General features: G+C 66.8%; 15 protein-coding genes. 11 read left to right on the forward strand and 4 right to left on the reverse strand.

The annotated features are described in order from the left end of the window. Positions 1–79 precede the first annotated feature (79 nt). The 4 genes from ACTQ49_RS01645 to ACTQ49_RS01660 all read left to right on the forward strand — a co-directional run bounded on the left by ACTQ49_RS01645 (position 80) and on the right by ACTQ49_RS01660 (position 4,131). Positions 80–1,174, forward strand: coding sequence for an adenosine deaminase (locus tag ACTQ49_RS01645; RefSeq protein WP_441826104.1), 1,095 nt, complete (start codon positions 80–82; stop codon positions 1,172–1,174). A 132-nt stretch (positions 1,175–1,306) separates the two neighbouring features. Next, complete coding sequence (locus ACTQ49_RS01650; protein WP_441826105.1) at positions 1,307–1,786, forward strand: Hsp20/alpha crystallin family protein; 480 nt, start codon at positions 1,307–1,309, stop codon at positions 1,784–1,786. 118 nt (positions 1,787–1,904) lie between these two features. Further along, positions 1,905–2,801: an RNase H family protein gene (locus ACTQ49_RS01655; RefSeq protein ID WP_441826106.1), complete on the forward strand. Its 897-nt coding sequence runs from the start codon at positions 1,905–1,907 to the stop codon at positions 2,799–2,801. A gap of 142 nt (positions 2,802–2,943) precedes the next feature. Continuing rightward, positions 2,944–4,131 carry a hypothetical protein gene (locus ACTQ49_RS01660; protein WP_441826107.1) on the forward strand — a complete coding sequence of 396 codons (1,188 nt, stop codon included), beginning with the start codon at positions 2,944–2,946 and terminating at the stop codon, positions 4,129–4,131. A 5-nt stretch (positions 4,132–4,136) separates the two neighbouring features. Here the strand turns inward: ACTQ49_RS01660 and ACTQ49_RS01665 are convergent, their stop codons facing one another. After that, positions 4,137–5,519: an LCP family glycopolymer transferase gene (locus ACTQ49_RS01665; RefSeq protein ID WP_441826108.1), complete on the reverse strand. Its 1,383-nt coding sequence runs from the start codon at positions 5,517–5,519 to the stop codon at positions 4,137–4,139. A gap of 80 nt (positions 5,520–5,599) precedes the next feature. On the opposite strand from ACTQ49_RS01665, the gene metG reads away from it, so the two are divergent. After that, complete coding sequence (gene metG, locus ACTQ49_RS01670; RefSeq protein ID WP_441826109.1) at positions 5,600–7,405, forward strand: methionine--tRNA ligase; 1,806 nt, start codon at positions 5,600–5,602, stop codon at positions 7,403–7,405. An 80-nt stretch (positions 7,406–7,485) separates the two neighbouring features. Here metG and ACTQ49_RS01675 read toward each other — a convergent pair whose 3' ends face one another. Together ACTQ49_RS01675 and ACTQ49_RS01680 are read right to left on the reverse strand one after the other, a co-directional pair. Then, complete coding sequence (locus ACTQ49_RS01675; protein ID WP_441826110.1) at positions 7,486–7,719, reverse strand: hypothetical protein; 234 nt, start codon at positions 7,717–7,719, stop codon at positions 7,486–7,488. Positions 7,720–7,737: 18 nt separating this feature from the next. Beyond that, positions 7,738–9,084 (reverse strand): TRAP transporter large permease subunit, encoded by a 1,347-nt coding sequence (locus ACTQ49_RS01680; protein ID WP_441826111.1) that lies wholly within the window; start codon positions 9,082–9,084, stop codon positions 7,738–7,740. Positions 9,085–9,357: 273 nt separating this feature from the next. Here ACTQ49_RS01680 and ACTQ49_RS01685 point away from each other — a divergent pair, with 273 nt between their 5' ends. The 6 genes from ACTQ49_RS01685 (at position 9,358) to ACTQ49_RS01710 (ending at position 16,409) form a co-directional block, all read left to right on the forward strand. After that, on the forward strand, positions 9,358–11,022 hold the full coding sequence (locus ACTQ49_RS01685; RefSeq protein WP_441826112.1) for a vWA domain-containing protein: 1,665 nt from the start codon (positions 9,358–9,360) through the stop codon (positions 11,020–11,022). After that, on the forward strand, positions 11,022–11,675 hold the full coding sequence (locus ACTQ49_RS01690; RefSeq protein WP_441826113.1) for a hypothetical protein: 654 nt from the start codon (positions 11,022–11,024) through the stop codon (positions 11,673–11,675). The genes ACTQ49_RS01685 and ACTQ49_RS01690 overlap by 1 nt, the downstream gene beginning before the upstream one ends. Beyond that, positions 11,675–12,817 carry a hypothetical protein gene (locus tag ACTQ49_RS01695; RefSeq protein ID WP_441826114.1) on the forward strand — a complete coding sequence of 381 codons (1,143 nt, stop codon included), beginning with the start codon at positions 11,675–11,677 and terminating at the stop codon, positions 12,815–12,817. The genes ACTQ49_RS01690 and ACTQ49_RS01695 overlap by 1 nt, the downstream gene beginning before the upstream one ends. A 109-nt stretch (positions 12,818–12,926) precedes the next feature. Beyond that, the gene (locus ACTQ49_RS01700; RefSeq protein WP_441826115.1) at positions 12,927–14,249 is read left to right on the forward strand and encodes a toxic anion resistance protein; all 1,323 of its coding nucleotides are present in this window, start codon (positions 12,927–12,929) and stop codon (positions 14,247–14,249) included. A gap of 25 nt (positions 14,250–14,274) precedes the next feature. Further along, a complete protein-coding gene (locus ACTQ49_RS01705; RefSeq protein ID WP_441826116.1) occupies positions 14,275–15,534 on the forward strand; it encodes a benzoate/H(+) symporter BenE family transporter in 1,260 nt (419 codons plus the stop codon). Then, positions 15,531–16,409, forward strand: a complete 879-nt coding sequence (locus tag ACTQ49_RS01710) for a Sir2 family NAD-dependent protein deacetylase (RefSeq protein WP_441826117.1) — start codon at positions 15,531–15,533, stop codon at positions 16,407–16,409. Before ACTQ49_RS01705 ends, ACTQ49_RS01710 begins: the two co-directional genes overlap by 4 nt. Here the strand turns inward: ACTQ49_RS01710 and ACTQ49_RS01715 are convergent. Beyond that, positions 16,371–17,306 (reverse strand): CPBP family intramembrane glutamic endopeptidase, encoded by a 936-nt coding sequence (locus tag ACTQ49_RS01715; protein ID WP_441826118.1) that lies wholly within the window; start codon positions 17,304–17,306, stop codon positions 16,371–16,373. The two genes, ACTQ49_RS01710 and ACTQ49_RS01715, sit on opposite strands and share 39 nt — an antisense overlap. Positions 17,307–17,315 lie beyond the last annotated feature (9 nt).

The raw sequence follows: 17,315 nt of genomic DNA on the forward strand, positions 1-17,315 counted from the left end.
CTACCTTGGCGACATCGGGAAAGTTCGCAATCCGGATTCCCGGGCGTTATCGCAGCCATGTGCCAGCACAGGAGGTTCCATGTCACCAGTCACGTCCGCAGCGTTGCGGCAGCTGCCGAAGGTGTCCCTGCACGACCATCTGGATGGGGGACTTCGGCCGCAGACGGTGATCGACCTGTGCCGTGAGAATGGGCATCCCTTGCCCACCAAGGACGCCGAGGGTCTGCAGGAGTGGATCTTCCAACAGTGCGATGCAGGCAATCTGGTGGACTATCTCAAGCCCTTCGAGCTGACGGTCGGGGCCATGCAGACCCCGGAGCAGTTGGCCCGCGTGGCCCATGAGTTCGTGCTGGACATGGCCCTCGACGGCGTGGTCTATGCCGAGACCCGATGGGCACCGGAGCTGCACCAACAGCGTGGGCTGGGGTTGAGCGAGGCGGTGCTGGCGGTCCGTGACGGGTTGGCGAGCGGAATGTCGGAGGCTGCCCGGCTGGGGACTCCGGTGGTGGCCCGCCAACTCCTGGTGAGCATGCGCCACCGGGAGCCGACGGTGACCATCGCGCAGTTGACCGTGGACCACCGGGATGACGGCGTCGCCGGTTTCGACATCGCAGGGGCGGAGGAGGGCTTCCCACCCAGTCGGCATCGAGAGTCCTTCGAGCTGCTCAAGCGCAACAACGCCCACTTCACGATCCATGCCGGGGAGGCCTTTGGGCTGCCCAGCATCTGGGAGGCCGTCCAGCTGTGTGGAGCGGAGCGTCTGGGGCACGGCGTGCGCATCGTCGAGGACATTGACGTGACGGGGGATCGGCCCGTGCTGGGGCCGCTCGCGGCCTATGTCCGGGACCGGCGCATCGCCCTGGAGCTCGCACCCACGTCCAATCTCCAGACGGGAATCGCCGCGACGATGGCTGAGCATCCCATCGGGCTGCTCTTCGACCTGGGCTTCCGCGTGACGGTCAACTGCGACAACCGGCTGATGAGCCGCACCACGATGAGCGACGAGTTCGCGGCGGTGGCAGCCGCCTTCGGATGGGGCATCGACGACGTCGAACGCTGCACCATTTCTGCCATGCACTCCGCCTTCTGGGACCACCAGGAGCGAGAACGCATCATCTCGGAACTTGTCCGACCGGCCTATCGCCTTGTCAGGGACGAGATGGGCGAGTTGTGAAGAAACTTGAGCGTACCTCGCTCAGGGCGGGAATAGTCTGGCTCCGAGCTTCGTTGGAACAAGTGACCGGCTCGCGAGGGCTGGCCACAACACCACAGGAGCAAGACCCCAGAACTGACAGGAGTGACTTTCATGGTTCGCACCTTTGATCCCTTCCGCGAGATGGACCGCTTCGTCAACGAGTTCACCCGTACGCCCGGCGCCGCGCCGATGCCGATGGACCTCTACCGCGACGGGGACACCTTCGTCGCACGCATCGACCTTCCGGGCGTCGAGCCCAGCTCGATCGACGTCGACGTCGAGGAGCGCATGCTGACCGTTCGTGCCGAGCGCAAGGCGGACGAGGGCGGCGAGAGCCGTCGTTGGCTCGCCAAGGAGCGAGCCGCCGGCACCTTCGCACGCCAGCTCAACCTGGGCCAGGGCCTGGCGCTGGACAAGATCGAGGCCGACTACCGCGACGGCGTGCTGACGCTCATCATCCCGGTGGCGGAGCAGGCCAAGCCCCGCAAGATCCAGGTCAACCACTCCGGTGGCCAGCAGATCGAGGGCCAGCAGATCGAGGGCCAGGTGGATGAGGCCGAGGGCGCGCAGCTGAACGGCCAGGAGGGCTGATCCATCGCGTGCCGATGGCGCGCAACAGACACCATGAAGGGGGCCGTCTCGGGGCGGCCCCCTTCGCCGTGGCCGCACTCGGGCGGCCATCGCTGGGGCCGGCTGGCACAATGACCCGGTGATCACTGCTGCAGCCGACGGTTCCTCCCTGTCCAATCCCGGCCCCGCCGGCTGGGCCTGGTTCATCGACGAGAACAACTGGGCCGCCGGTGGATGGCCCAGGGGAACCAACAACATGGGCGAGCTGATGGCCGTGCTCAACCTGCTGCAGCAGACCGCCGTCGTGGCCGACGAGCCGCTGCACATCCTGTGCGATTCGCAGTACGTCATCAATTCGGTGAGCAAGTGGATGCCCGGCTGGAAGCGCAAGGGTTGGCGCAAGGCCGACGGGAAGCCCGTGATGAATGTCGAGCTGCTGCAGGAGATTGACCGGCAGCTCGTCGGACGTGCCATCACCTTCGAATGGGTCAAGGGGCATGCGGGCCACGACATGAATGAGGCTGCTGATTCCCGGGCCCAGGCCGCGGCGCGCGCCTACCGGGACGGCACCGCGGTGCCTGCTGGCCCCGGATTCCGGGGGTCCGGTGCAACGGCCGCGGCCAGTCTGGACGTGGCGCCCACAGCGTCGGAACCGGTGGAGATCGACCTGTTCAGCTTCGACGAGCCGCAGGGCAGCACGGACGTCGATGACGTGGTCAGCCTCGAGGAGTCGCTCTTGCTTGATTCGGTTCGATCGGACAGGGCCCGAGTGGAGGGACTGCTGCACCCGGAGTTCACGGAGATCGGGGCATCGGGCAAGTTGTGGAGTCGGGCTCGGATGCTCGCCTCGATCCAGCCACTCACCAACCGGACCACTCTTGAGGTGATCGGCACGGACCGGCTGGCCGACGACGTGCTGCTGCTGCGCTGGCGCTCCCGCAGTCGGGGTGCGATTGCCCTGCGCAGTTCGATCTGGGTACGCACCACGCAGGGCTGGCAGCTGCGTTTCCACCAGGCGACGCCCGCCGACCTGTGATCTTCTGCTCGCGGGATCCCGTGGACGAGTTTCCCGGGGCCTTGCTTCCCTGACCAACTGGCCAGGGCTTCCATCCTTGTGGCCGATGCCCCCGGGGCATGCCGAGAACAACACTCGGGTGCCTACCCACCAGGAGGATTTCTTGCCCACAAAGAAGAAGATCACCGTCAGCCTGTTCACCAGCTGCCTGGCAGGCGCCCTGGTCTGTGCGCCGGCGGCCCATGCGTCGCCTGCGGGGACGGATCCGACGGCATCCGCCAGTGCCGCTGACCTGCGCGACACCCGCAACCAGATGAACCGGATCCGCAAGGCCGCGGCAGGGGCTGATCTTGAACGCAGGATCCGCAAGGAACTGTCCCGCCACGGCGTCGACTGGCCCGAGCGCCCGGCCCTCGACGGCAGCGCCGACGAGGTCTGCCAGTCGGAGACTGACCTGAGCCGTGCCGTCGAACGGCATCAGGCGAGGCTGAGCCTGGGAGACAGGATCTTCGTCGCCCTCACCTTCGCGGACCTGCTTCCGGTGCTCGAGGTGCTCCTGGCTGATGAGCCGCGGACCGCCTCGATCGACGAGACGGGCAAGGGGGAGGAACTTGAGCGTGATCTTGCGCAGCTGCAGCAGTTCTGGGATGTCGATGCGGCGGCCGTCGAGCTCAAGGGCCTCTCTGGAACGATGCTGGCCGATCGTGTCAGGGTCCAGCGGCTCTATGAGCGCATCGGGGTGCCGCGCGCGCTTGCAGAGTTTCTGGCAGACGCGATCTCCCGTCAGGTGACTGCCAGCCCGGGGCTGGCGGGCGGAGCGAATCCGATTCTCACCCTGAATGCCTTCGCGATCGCCCCGGATCCCGAGCAGAGGCCGGGTGGCCTGATCGTGATGGGCAAGGGGCTGCTGGATGTCTACGACGAGCTGGGTCAGGGCGAGGTCGCCCCCCAGGTGGTCCTGGCGCATGAGTACGCCCACCAGCTGCAGTACCGGACCGGCATGATCGAGCCCGGTGGGGTTGCCACGCCAGAAGGCACGAGGCGCACGGAGCTGCACGCCGATGCGAGCGCCACCTACTTCACCGTCCACAGCCGCGGAGGGCACGTCCTGCCGGCACGGATCCCCGCCGTCGAACAGGTCCTGTACGGCATCGGGGACTGCCAAGTGGACAGCACTGGTCATCACGGAACGCCAGCGCAGCGCCGGCGGGCGGGTCAGTGGGGGATCGCGCAGGCCCGGGCCAGCGAACCCCAGGTGCTCACCGTGGCCCGGTTTCAGGAGCGCTACGAGCTGGCGCTGCCACACCTGCTCACGGGCGCTGCGGCGCAACCTGACCGCGAGGCCGCCTGATCAGCTCACGAGGCCGAGTCCGGGACATTGGGTGAGGCTGCGTAGGCCTCGGTGGGCGTCATCGGGACCCCGTTGATCTCCACCGTGCGCTGCGTGGAGACCTGCGCGCACTGCCGGGCCTCGGCCGAGACCATCGGGGTGTCGACGGCCATCGGCTCGCTGGGGGCGCCGGACTCCACCGTCGGATCCGCCGGGGTGGGCTCCTCGGTGGCCGGCTCCTCAGCGGTGACTGACGTCGCCGGTTCGGCAGCGGCCGACATGCTGCTGGCGTCGGGTGACGGTGTGGGGGAGGCAGAGGCCAGCGGCTGGTCCGCCAGGAGCTTGGCGAACAGCTCCTCGGCCTCCGGAGCCGCGACGACCGTATTGGGATTGTCCGGATTGGTCTCGGTGGGCAGGGTCACGAAGGCTGTCGACTCGGTGGACACCTGGCCCACGGTGGCGGCCAGCTGGGCCAGATGGGTCACAGTGTCGAGGCCGGCGTCGACGGTGAGCGCCCGGGTGCTAGCCTCCGCAAGCCGGTGGACCTTGGCAGGGTTCAGCAAGGTGCCCAGGCTCTCCAGCTCGCGCTGCAGTGAACTCAGGTAGAGGTGTTGTGCGCCGGTGCGGCCCAGGTCCGATCCGTCGCCGAAGCCATGGCGGGTGCGCAGGAACTGCAAGGCCGCCTCGCCCTGCAGGGTGTGCTCGCCCTGCTTCAACTTCAGGTGGGAGTAGGTGTCGTAGACATCGGCGTCGACGCAGACGTCCACGCCACCGACGGCATCGGACAGGCTGATGACGCCGGCGAAGTCCACCATCATGAAGTGGGTGATGGGCAGGCCCGTCAACTCGTGCACGGCTCGCAGGGTGCACTGGACGCCGACATTGAGCGTGCCGTTGATGCGGCCACGTTCTGCGGGCTTCGCAGGATCGGTGGTCTCGGAACTGGTTGACGCTGGGTTCGTCGTCTCGGGATGGGGCGTCCCCGGCGTCGGGGTGGCGGTCAGGTCGGTGCAGTCGGGCAGGTCGATCACCGTGTCCCGCGGGATGCTGACCACGGACAGGTCCTGGTGGTCGGCCGACAGGTGCACCACCATGAGGACATCGGCATTCGTGTCGCCGTCCATCTTGTCGTCGCCGCAGGAACCACCGATCCGGCAGTTCTCCTCGGTCTGCCGCTGGTCGGTCCCGATGATGACGAGGTTCTGGGCAACCCCCTTGGGGAGCCCTTCGAGCGCCTCTCCTCCCACACCACCCGGCAGCTCCACGCTGGTGAGGTTCCGCTCCAGGTGTCGCTTGTAGCCAAAGGCCGCGGCCGCCAAGACGAGTGCCAGCGCCAGGATGATGGCGAGCGCGATCCGCCCTGTGCGGCGTGGTCGGGCGGGGGTGCTGTCTCGGGTGGGGGAGGACATGGGACAGGATTCTATCGCTGGGAGGGTGTGGCCCACCGCGGAGTCGGGGACCGGCTGTGGAGGGCGATAGTCTGTCCCGCATGTGCGCTCATGTTCTCGCTGCCGTCGCGTGGCCCTATGCCAATGGTCCCCGCCACATCGGCCACGTCTCCGGTTTTGGTGTTCCTTCCGACGTGTTCAGCCGGTTCATGCGAATGTCGGGCCACGACGTCCTGATGGTCTCCGGCACCGACGAGCACGGCACAGCCATCCAGGTGAAGGCCGATCAGGAGGGCCTGACCGCCGAGCAGACGGCTGACAAGTACCACCGCATCATTGCGGAGGACCTGCAGGGTCTGGGTCTGAGCTATGACCTCTACACCCGCACCACCACGGACAACCACCGCCAGGTGGTGCAGGAGATGTTCACCGTCCTGCACGACAACGGCTACATCATCAGCCGCACGGAGATGGGCGCCATCAGCCCGTCGACGGGCCGCACCCTGGCTGACCGCTACATCGAGGGTGAGTGTCCCCACTGCGGTTTCGACGGAGCCCGTGGCGACCAGTGCGACAACTGCGGCCGACAGCTGGACCCCGTCGACCTGAAGAACCCGCACAGCCGGATCGACGGCGAGGTGCCGAAGTTCGTCGAGACCGAGCACTTCTTCCTGGACCTGCCCGCCTTCGCCGAGGCGCTGGCCGCCTGGCTGGAGACCCGTCAGGACTGGCGCCCCAATGTGCTGCGCTTCTCCGCGAACTTCGCCAAGGAGCTGCAGCCGCGCGCCATCACCCGCGACCTGGACTGGGGCATCAAGATCCCGCTCGAGGGCTGGGAGGACAACAACCTCAAGCGGATCTACGTCTGGTTCGACGCCGTGATCGGTTACCTGAGCGCGTCCATCGAGTGGGCCAAGCGCTCCGGGGATCCCGACGCCTGGAAGAAGTACTGGCAGGACGAGGCCACCCGTAGCTACTACTTCATGGGCAAGGACAACATCGTCTTCCACTCGGTGATCTGGCCCTCCATCCTGCTCGGCGTCAATGGCAAGGGCGACAAGGGCGGACGCACCAGCGAGTGGTTCGGCACGCTCGACCTGCCCACCGAGGTGGTCAGCTCCGAATTCCTCACCATGGGTGGTTCCAAGGTGGCCAGCTCCCGCGGTGCCTCGATCTTCGTCGGTGACTTCCTCAAGGAGTTCGGCCCCGACGCGCTGCGCTACTTCATCGCCGTGGCCGGGCCGGAGAACCAGGACACCGACTTCACCTGGGATGAGTTCGTGCGCCGCACCAACTTCGAGCTGGCCAATGAGTGGGGCAACCTGGTGAACCGCTCCATCTCGATGGCCCACAAGAATGTCGGCTCCATCCCGGAGGCGGGGGAGTTCACCGCCGAGGACACGGCGCTGCTGGAGGCCTCCGCGCAGGCCTTCACCACCGTCGGCGAGCTGCTGAAGGTGTGCAAGTTCAAGGCCGCGATCACCGAGGCCATGCGCATCGTCAGCCTGGCGAACAAGTACCTGTCGGACCAGGAGCCCTGGAAGCTGAAGGACCAGCCCGAGCGTCGCAACACCGTGCTGCACGTCGCTCTGCAGGTGGTCAGTGACTGCAACACCCTGCTGACTCCCTTCATGCCGCACGCCGCCCAGAAGGTCTTCGAGGCGATGGGCGGCGAGGGGGTCTGGGCCGCGCAGCCGCAGATCGTTGAGGTCACCGAGACCCGCGAGGACGGCTCCGAGAAGACCTACCCGACCTTGCAGGGTGACTTCGCCTCGGAGCAGGCGGTCTGGGAGTCGCGGAAGATCGTCCCCGGCACCCCGCTGGCCAAGCCGAGCCCGATCTTCGCCAAGCTCGACGAGAAGCTGGGGGAGACCGGCCCAGAGTGGGCTCCCATCAAGCACGACTGAAGGGTCACTGACGATCGACGGTCGCAGTGAATGACTGGTGAGGGTGCCAACCGCGATGCGCTTGGCACCCTCACCAGTTCTCAGTCGTCCAGTTCCGCGCTCTCCCCGGTAGGGAAGTAGCCACGGATGAAGGCCGCCGCTGCGCAAAGGGTGGACAAGGAGAAGGCGAGGTCGCTCAAGCGCGCATCCGCACCAGAAACCACGGATCCGTTGCGCATGATGACGCCCGCCAATTGACCGAAGACCACACAGGCTCCGGTGAGCAGGAAGGCCACCAAACTGGCCCAGAACAGAATGTCGAGAATTTTTCGCATGATGATGACTCCAGCGAGTTAGTGGGGGATGGGCAGCCAGCCCATTCCGAGCAGCCAGGCAATGCCGATGATGGGCAGGACAAACCAGAGGATCAGGGGTACGAATGTCTCCTTCGGATCCACCTCCGCCATGCCTGACGCAAGGTAGATCGGGGCGCCTACTGGCGGTGACGCCCCTTCGGTCGAGGTGCAGACAAGAACGGTGCAGATGGCAATGACGGGCGGGACCCCCATCGCCGACAAGGCGATCACCGAGGGCGTGCCGATGGCGGCAGCTGTCGCGGTGGAGGACAGGGGTGTCGCCACGATGATGCACAAGATGCAGACCAAGAGAATCATCAATGGTTTAGGAAGATTTGCGCCAGCCAGAGCGGCATTGAGCTGTCGTCCGACGCCGAGCTTGTTCATGATCTCCGAGGCTGCGAGAGCTGCGAAGAGGGAAATGCCGACAGTGGCGAACTGCGGGATTTCCGCCTCCAGGGCTCGTCGGACCGAACCCCACTGTCCACGCAGTCGATGGCGTCCTTCAATCAAGGCAATGACCGAGATCAGGATCGGGACGTGGACGATGATCGAGACCGACTTGAGCGCTTTTCCGATGTTCTCGGGGCGTTCCAGATAGTCGAAGATTGGTCCGAAGGTCAGCATGACCGGAATTGCGATACCGAGAAAGATCAGCAACGAGGTCCAGCCCTCACGGAGCGCTTGGCGGAAGGTTCGACGTTCCCGAGAGGCCATTGCCGTGATGCCGTCACGGCGGGTCCAGAGCCATACTGCGACCATCCGGTAGAGCACGCAGTAGGCGCCAGCCGCCATCAAGGAGACGTAGACCTGTCCACTGGTCACTCCCATCGCTGCAACAGGTGCTGCCCCCAGAATGATGAACATCGTGGAATTGGGCGGTAAAGACACGCCCAGGCCGGAGTTGCCCGCGACCAAGGTCGCGGCGCGTGCTGAACTCCAGCCGTTCTCCTTCATCCAGGGAATGGTGACTGAGCCCACGGTGGCCGCATTGCCGGCCGTGGATCCCGCCACCATTCCCACTGCGGCGGACCCGGCTGTGGAGACGTACGCGGCGCCACCCGGTAGGCGACCAAAGATCGCGTCAAAGATGTTGATGAGTCGTTCAATGAGTCCTGTCTGCGCGACGATCACCCCCATGAACACGAAGGCCATGCCTGCGAAGGTGACGTCATTTGCCGTGGCCTTCTTGACTGCGCTCCAGAGCAGCTCTGGAGCCTGTCTGCCGCCCACCAAGGCCGTGGCCACGAGCGCGACCAACAGGGCTTCAGCGATGTTGCGTTTCAAGGGAACGTTGAGGATGACGGTTACTGCGATGAACACTGCGAGGGCCACGACGCCCATGGGTCTCTCCTTTCACCGGGCCTGCGACACTGCGACCCCGCGAGGAACCTGTCTACCACGCCTCCTCATGTTGTCGGACCACATCCTTCGGTGTGGCTGGCCGCCAGCGAACGGTCGCCAGTGACCGTCAGTGAGGGGGCGGAATCCGACCGTTCACGTGGATGGCGTCAGGAGTTCACATGCTGGGTTGGCAGGATGAAAGATCCCTGAACAGGCGAGTGAGAAGGGTGGAAGCTCCCCGTAGCTGCCCCTTCCGCAGGTTAGAAATGGGTCATGGAGGCTCTTCCCCGGACTGCACGATCCACCGCCCGTCGGCTCCTGGTGGTGGTCACGGCCGCCACTCTGGCGCTGACCGCCACCGCCTGCGACGACGAGGGGCCGGGTGGCGGCGGTGATGCGGGCGGGGCAGCAGCGGACAAGAGCCTCACGATCGTCGCCGGCTCCGAGCAGCGCTCCGTGCTGGACAGGATCGTCCTGCCCTGGTGCGACTCCAAGGGGTACAGCTGCACCTACACCCTCAAGGGATCGGTTGACCAGGCGCGCATGCTGCAGGGCAACAGCACCGAACACGATGCCTACTGGTTTGCATCCAGCGTCTTCAGCCAGCTCGGCAACACGAACTCGCAGCTAACCGACGCCAAGCCGATGTTCCTCACCCCGGTGGTCTATGCCGGCTTCAAGCCAGTGATGCAGGAGCTCGGGATGGTGGGCAAGGACCAGACGGCCGCGCAGATCATCCAGTCCGTCGAGAGTGGCAAGGCCACGGTGTGGGCCACCAATCCGACGCAGTCCAATTCGGGTGCCACCACGCTGTTCAGTTTCCTCAACCACTTTGCGGGCAACCCACCGGGCCAGGCCCTCACCCAGGAACAGCTCAAGGACCCCAAGGTGGTCAAGGGCATGCAGACCTTCATCCAGGCGATCGACAAGACCCCACCGTCCACCGGCACCATGATGGATGACTGCCTGGCCTCACCCGGGCAGTGCGAGACGATGTTCACCTATGAGGACCTGGTGATCGAGAAGAACCTCGAACTGGTGTCCAAGGGGGAGGAGCCCCTCTACGTCGTCTACCCGCGCGGCGCGATGGCCATCTCCGATGCGCCGCTGGGCTTCTCCAACCACGGGCAGGACCAGGTGGACGCCAAGCACGCCATCTTCACCGAGCTCCAGAACTACCTGCTCAGCGATCCTGGGGCCAAGGACAAGCTGCTCGCCCTGGGGCGGCGTCCCGCCGGTGGCGTCGGACTCAGCCTGGCCAGTGCTGACCCGAAGGTCTTCAACCCGGACTGGGGCATCAAGGCGAACCTCAAGGAGCAGGGCGTCACCTACCCGGCGGCCGCCGTGATCGAGAGTGCCCTCGATGCGTACCACACGCAGTTCCGCAAGCCGGTGGAGCTCTTCTACTGTCTGGACGGGTCGGGCTCGATGGCCGACAACGAAGGATGGGACGGTGTACAGGACGCTGCGGGTGCGCTCTTCGATCCCGAACAGGCCCGTCGCAACCTGCTCCAGACGGCCGCCGGGGACACGACCACGGTTGCCGTCTTCAATGGGGCGATCAAGGCCGGCCCCTGGACGGTGGCGGGCAATGCGGAATCCGACCTGAAGCAGCTCGAGAGCAAGATCCGCGACACCAGCCCCGGCGGTGGCACGGACATCTACTCCTGTCTGGATCTGGCCGCCAGCCAACTGGGCAGCTCGTCGGGCAAGGGCAAGCAGCTGATCGTCGTGATGTCCGACGGCATGTCCGGGACGGGCAAGCGTGACCAGGCCCTGGCCAAGCTGGACCAGGCGAAGGTCCCGGTGATCACGATCGCCTTCGGCAAGGACGCCGACCCCAACCAGCTCAAGGAACTGGCGCAGCGCAGCGGAGGAGCCTTCGTGCAGAAGAATGACATGGTGGCAGCCCTGCGCGAGGCTGCCGGGTACAAGTGATGCTGGCACGCAAGTACTCGCTGGCCACGGCATTGGTGGTGGGAGCCGTGGTCTTCGTCGGCATGTTCCTGGCGCTGGAGCCGGCCACGGACCTGATCCGGCTGGTGGGCCCGACGGTGCTGGCCGCCGTCGCCGCCACCGGTACAAATCTCCTCCTGGCGCGCAGTCCGGCACAGATCGCCGACGAGACCTATGCCCAGGACGCCCGCGCTCTGGGCCGCGGATGCACGGAGCTGGCGGAACAGATCCGTCGCGACGGCAGGCAGCTCCGTTCGGCCAGCATGCGCAGGGAACTCGACCGCATGGTTCAGGTGGTGCCCGAGCTCCTGGCCCGGGTGGAGCGGACCTCGCCCAGCTCGCTCTATTCGTCGGCCAGCCAGCTGAAGGGACACCTGACCTCCCTGCAGGGCGTGGTGCGCACCTACTCCGACATCGAGAAGCACCCGAACTTCTATGACCAGCCGGACCAGCTGCTCCTGGCGGGCGAGCAGGCCGTGCGACGTTTTGTGGAGTTCGGGCACGAGAGCATCCGGCTGGTGAACCAGGGCGACCTGGCCAGCTACCAGGCCAATCTGGCCACCGTGGCGCCGCCCGAGATGCCGGAACTCACTCGATCTCCCTCCCTTGACCCCCACGACCCGAAGGACCACTGATGCGCAATTCAAGGTTCGTCCTGGGGCTGGTGCTGCTGCTGGCCGTGCTGCTGGCGGGAGCCTCGCTCTACCTCTACACGCAGCGGACTCCGTCGGCCCAGAAGCCCGTGGAGCAGAAGCCGGTGACCATCACCTGCGCGGGCGGCTCCGAGAAGTCCAGTCTGATGGCGGACCCGCAGGTGCAAGAGCTGCTGCGCGACAAGCACGGACTGACGGTGAAGTTCGTGCCGATGGGTTCCTACAAGCAGGTCCTGCTGACAGCCGACGAGATAAAGGCGAAGTCGTTCAACTGCCTGTGGCCTTCCAGCGCATCCGCCCGCAGCGTCTTCGAGGCGCGGCACCGCGGCGAATTCCCCGACTATCGCGCCGAGACAGTCCTGCAGTCACCGGAGGTGATCTACTCCGGTCCCCATGCCACCGAGGCGCTGCGCACGGCGGGCCTGGTGACGACCAGCGGCAAGGTCAACAGTCTGGACATCGCAAAGCTGCTCACGGACCACGTGCTGAAGAAGACCACCTGGCAGTCGCTGAAGGCCACCGACCTGGCGGGCCCCGTGCGGATCGGCAGCACCGACGCCCGCACCTCCAACTCGGGCTTCACTCTGGCCCAGCTGGAGCTGACGGTCATTGCCACCAGTGACCTGACCCAGGCCCCCACCATTGCCGAGGCCCGCAAGGCACTCCCGACCCTGCGTCGGATCTACGAGACCTCCGGCCTGCAGGCCGCGAGCTCCGACGACGGCTTCCGCCAGTGGCTCACCCAGGGCGGCGAGTACTCATCCCCGCTCTATGCCGGCTACGAGAACCAGTTGATTCAGCAGTGGATCCAGGCCAACCGGTCCGAGTCCCTGATCTCCGACGTGACGATGCTGTACCCGAGCCCGTCGATCTACTCCGACCACCCCGTCCTGGCGCTCGACGCCGACGCACTACGTCTGATCGACGCGATGAAGGACGAGCAGGTGCAGCAGATCGCCTGGCAGCGATTCGGCTTCCGCTCCGGCACCAATGCGGCCATCAACGACGTGAAGGGTTTCGAACCGCTGCCGCTGGCGCCCCGCGTGCGGACCGTCCCGGCCCCCAACTCGCAGGTGACGCTGGCCATGCTCGACTGCCTGGAGGATGCCACCAAGTGTTCCTGAATCCGGGCCGCCCGACCCCCTGATTCGCCCGACCCCTGAGACCACATCCCCCATCCGTAGTGCTCCAGCAGCACGCGTCGAGAATCCTTCCCAGAAAGAGGCAGAACCCATGTCCGAGAGCAATGCCCCGGCCCAGATGTCCATCGACTTCGGTTCCATCACCGGCGCCCCGGCCCAGCCCACCGGTGCCGCGGAGAGCAGCGTCGCCGTCCTGGCCCAGAAGGTGGCCCAGGGTGCGCCCAGCAGTGAGTTGTCGTGTCTGGCGATGCTCTCGCCGGACCAGCAGGAGCAGGCACGTGCCGTGGCAGCCCAACAACTGCCGGCGATGCTGGCGGACACGCAGCGCCTCGCGACTTTCGGTGACCAGGCTCTCACCGCGGTGAACGCTCAGGTGAACCGCATCTTCAAGGAGGTGGGCCCGGTGGAGATCCCGGAGCTGACCACGATGATGCGGGAGATCAATGACCGGATGCGGGAATTTCGTCGGCACTATGACCCGTCGATCCCGCAGGTGCGGGAGACCTTTGACCGCTTCATGGACGCCGTGCGTGGCGTCTTCCAGCGCGGCCGGGACCTGGTGGAGATGCTCTTCGAGGAAGCCCGCTCGGTGGAGCAGCAGCTGGACCGGATCGCTGGCCAGCTGACCACCAAGCAGATGGAACTCAAGCGCAATGTGGTGCTGTGCGACGAGCTGTACAAGGCCAATGAGGCCTCCATCAGCCAACTCGTCGGCGTGATCGCGGTGATGGAGGCCGTGCTGGAGAAGGCGCAGCAGGAGGCCGACGCCATTGTGGTGGATCCCGCCAGCCCGGACCACCGTGCCCGCAGTGAGGAACGCGCTCGGATCACCGAGCTGATCATGGCCCTGCAGACCCGGATCAACGAATTCCAGCAGCGACTCTTCGTCGCCTGGTCCACCAGCCCGCAGATCCGCAACATCCGATCGCTGCACTACGGCCTGGGACAACGTCTGGCGCTGCTGGTGAACCTGACCATCCCGACGATGAAGCTCACCATTGCCCAGTGGGGTCTGCTGCTGCAGGCCCAGCAGGCGGCGGGCCTGCAGCAGGCCGTGGCCGACGGGGCGAACGAGGTGCTCGGTGCCTATGCTGCGGCGTCGGGGCGTGCGGTGCCCGAGATCGCCCGGCAGATGCAGACGCCGACGCTTCGTCCCGAGACGATCCTGGAGGTGGCTGCCTCCCTGGACACCCAGGCGACCGGTATCGAGGAGGCCGTCCGCTACGGGCAGCAGGCCCGGGCCCAGGTTCTGGGATCCATCCAGACCGCCCAGCAGGCCATGATCAGCAGCTCGCAGCGCTTGGGTGACGCCGTGAGTGAGCTGGTGGGGGCGAGCCAGCGCGAGCTGGAGCTGCCTGCGGCTCCCCAGCTGCCCGAGGCCGTCATCCAGCAGGCGCAACAGCTTTCAAACTGATCGCCGGATGTGCCATCGTGAGGGCGTGAATTCACCACAAGCGGCAGCGCAGCCACAGGTCACGAGCGATCCGCACGGGGACGAGCGGCGCCAGCTCCGCCGCGATGTCAGTCTGTCGGCAGTCTCGGCCGGGCTCATTGCGGTGGCCGTCTCCTATGCAGGACCGCTGCTGGTGGTGCTCGAGGCCGCTCGGCAGGGCGGTCTGGACGAGCGGCAGACGGCTTCATGGGTGTGGGCGGTCTCCGTCGGAGCGGGCCTGGTGTGCCTGTTCGGTTCGTGGTTGACCCGCAAGCCGGTCATGGTGGCCTGGTCCATTCCGGGGGCTGCGCTGTTGGTGACCACGCTGGCGGAGTACAGCTATTCCGACGTGGTGGGTGCCTTCATCGTGTGTGGCCTGGCCTGCGCCGTGCTCGGCGCGACGGGTCTGGTGGGCAAGCTGCTCAGGGCCACCCCGCGGCCCATCACGGCCGCCGTGCTGGCGGGCGTCCTGCTGCCCTTCGCGCTGAAGGTGGCCCGGGCGGTGGCAGAGCAGCCCGTCGTGGCCGGTGGCCTGGTGCTGGGCTATCTGCTGGGCCGTCGGATCCAGCCCCGGTTCGCGGTGATCCTGGCCCTGGTCTTCGGCGGCATCCTGGCGGTGGCCACCGGCCAGTCCAATCCGATGAGCGTGGAGCTGGGCCTGACGCTCCCGGTGTGGACCACCCCCACCTTCTCGCTCGGGGCGCTGCTGGGCGTGGCCCTGCCGCTGGCGCTGGTCACCGTGGTGGGCCAGGATGCCCCCGGACTGATCGCCGTGCACAGCAGCGGCTACGAGTTGAGTGACCGCAAGCTGCTGGGGATCGACGGCGTGTTCTCCGCGCTCTTCGCGCCCTTTGGCTCGCATGCCATCAGCGTCGCCGCGGTGACTGCCGCGATCGCCAGCAGCCCGGAGGCGCACCCGGACCGGAGCCGGCGCTACATTGCGGGCATGAGCTGTGGGCTCTTCTACCTGGTGGGCGGATTTGCGGCCACGACGATCGTCTCCCTGTTCGCCTCCATCCCCGCCGAGATGCTCACCGCCGTCGCCGGTGTGGCCCTGCTGTCACCGCTGCAGGCGGCCGTCTACGACACGATGCACGAAGGGGAGCACCACCGCAGCGTCACCGAGGCGGCGCTGCTCACGCTCGTGGTCACGGCCTCGGGCGTCACCATCCTGGGCCTGGCCTCCGCCTTCTGGGGGCTGGTGGCGGGACTTGGTGCCTACGCGATCCTGCGGCCGCGCATCCGCACAGCGGGAGCCCAGCAGTGAGACCTGATGTGCGTCGGGCCACCGGCGCCTGGGAACCCACCCGGGTGCTGCGAGGCTCCTTGCACGACCTGCGCGAGCTGCTGGAGGAGGTGGACGGCGCTGTCGTGCTGACCGGCGCCGGAATCTCCACCGAGTCCGGCGTGCCCGACTACCGCGGCCCCCGAGCCCAACGCGCCACGCCGATGATGTACCAGGAGTTCGTGGCCGATGAGGCCAACCGTCGCCGCTACTGGGCCCGCAACTACCAGGGCTGGGCCCATCTGGGGCAGGCGTTGCCGAATGCGGGACACCGGGCACTGGCGAGGTGGGAGGATGCCGACCTGCCAACCAGACTCGTCGGGCTCATCACCCAGAATGTGGACGGTCTCCACGAAGCGGCCGGATCCCGTCGGCTGGTGACGCTGCATGGACGATCCGCCGAGGTGGTGTGCCTGGGCTGCGGCCAGGTGACCTCCCGCGCGGACCTGCAGCCGCGCCTGGCCGCGCTGAACCCTGGCGTCGAACCACAGTCAGACATGGGGCATGCCGAGCTGCGGCCCGACGGTGACGCCGTGGTGGATGACTGGGCCGACTTCGTGGTCCCGGACTGCCTGGCCTGCGGGGGAGTGCTGAAACCACATGTCGTCTTCTTCGGGGAGCCGGTGCCTGCCCAGCGGGTGCGGCAGGCCCTCGACTGGTGTGACGAGGCGGACCTGCTGTTGGTGGCGGGCAGCTCGCTGACGGTGATGAGCGGCCTGCGCTTCGCGCGCCACATGCACAAGCAGGGCAAGCCAGTGGTCGTGGTGAACCAGGGCGCCACCCGTGCCGACGAGTTGGCCACGGTGCGCCTGGATGCCTCAACCGGGGAGGTGCTCCCGGCCCTGCTTGGCGCGTGAGCGACGCCGCCAGGCAGGGGCCAGAACCTTGTCGCTGCCGCACAGGCGACGGAGGATCCACACGGAGACGGCGAGCCAGACGACCACGGCTGCCAGGGACGCCTCCAGGCCGAAGACTCCGCCGGAGAGCAGCTCGGGACCAGCCGGATGGCTGACCAGCACCCCGTCGCCATTGGGCGTGGCTCCGGAGACAGCGGAGCCCAGAACTGGCCCGAGCACCACATTCCACGCCGCATGAACGCCGATCACCCACCACAGGCTACGGGTCCACGCATAGAGCAGTCCGAAGACCAGTCCCGCCTCGAGCGCGATCGCGATCGAACCCCACAGGGTCCCCTCCGGATTGCTGACGTGGGCCAGGCCGAACAGGAGGGCGGACAGGACCAGGGATCCCCAGGTGCCCAGGCCTCGCTCGACGAGCCGGAAGAGGATTCCACGAAAGAGGATCTCCTCGGTGATTCCGGCCGCTACGCCCAGCTGGAGCAGTGGGTCCACCAGCGGCGCGTCGGGATTGGTTCCGTCGATGGTGCGCCAGCCCGCGGCCCAGCAGATGACGAAGACCAGGGTGCACGCGGCCGCGCCCAGCAGCAGCCCCCAACCCAGCCCTGCCAGGCGACGCGGATCCAGTTCATGGGGGACCGTGCGCCCCTCCAATCCGATCGCGACGGCCAGATAGGCGCCGATGCTGCACACCAACTGGATGAGGACCCAGACCCACAACGGATCGTCGAGGGAGCCAAAGGGGGCCAGCAGGTAGGCGCTGCCGATGTACAGGCCCAGGAAGGCGACGGCGCGGGTCACGGGATGTGCCAGCCAACCGCGGCCGGGTGCGGGGGCATCGGGGAGGTCTGGCCGGGGGGCGGGGACGAGGTGGGGGTGCTCGACGGGAAGGCTCACGGGACTCCT

It is taken from the genome of Luteococcus sp. Sow4_B9 (assembly GCF_052116585.1).
GTDB lineage: Bacteria > Actinomycetota > Actinomycetes > Propionibacteriales > Propionibacteriaceae > Luteococcus.

What these genes read in the sequence shown, in the direction of transcription:
- ACTQ49_RS01645 (WP_441826104.1), top strand. Translation starts at nt 80, where the DNA reads ATGTCACCAGTCACGTCCGCAGCGTTGCGGCAGCTGCCGAAGGTGTCC.
- ACTQ49_RS01650 (WP_441826105.1), top strand. Translation starts at nt 1,307, where the DNA reads ATGGTTCGCACCTTTGATCCCTTCCGCGAGATGGACCGCTTCGTCAAC.
- ACTQ49_RS01665 (WP_441826108.1), bottom strand. Translation starts at nt 5,519, where the DNA reads ATGTCCTCCCCCACCCGAGACAGCACCCCCGCCCGACCACGCCGCACA.
- metG (WP_441826109.1), top strand. Translation starts at nt 5,600, where the DNA reads ATGTGCGCTCATGTTCTCGCTGCCGTCGCGTGGCCCTATGCCAATGGT.
- ACTQ49_RS01675 (WP_441826110.1), bottom strand. Translation starts at nt 7,719, where the DNA reads ATGCGAAAAATTCTCGACATTCTGTTCTGGGCCAGTTTGGTGGCCTTC.
- ACTQ49_RS01680 (WP_441826111.1), bottom strand. Translation starts at nt 9,084, where the DNA reads ATGGGCGTCGTGGCCCTCGCAGTGTTCATCGCAGTAACCGTCATCCTC.
- ACTQ49_RS01685 (WP_441826112.1), top strand. Translation starts at nt 9,358, where the DNA reads ATGGAGGCTCTTCCCCGGACTGCACGATCCACCGCCCGTCGGCTCCTG.
- ACTQ49_RS01690 (WP_441826113.1), top strand. Translation starts at nt 11,022, where the DNA reads ATGCTGGCACGCAAGTACTCGCTGGCCACGGCATTGGTGGTGGGAGCC.
- ACTQ49_RS01695 (WP_441826114.1), top strand. Translation starts at nt 11,675, where the DNA reads ATGCGCAATTCAAGGTTCGTCCTGGGGCTGGTGCTGCTGCTGGCCGTG.
- ACTQ49_RS01700 (WP_441826115.1), top strand. Translation starts at nt 12,927, where the DNA reads ATGTCCGAGAGCAATGCCCCGGCCCAGATGTCCATCGACTTCGGTTCC.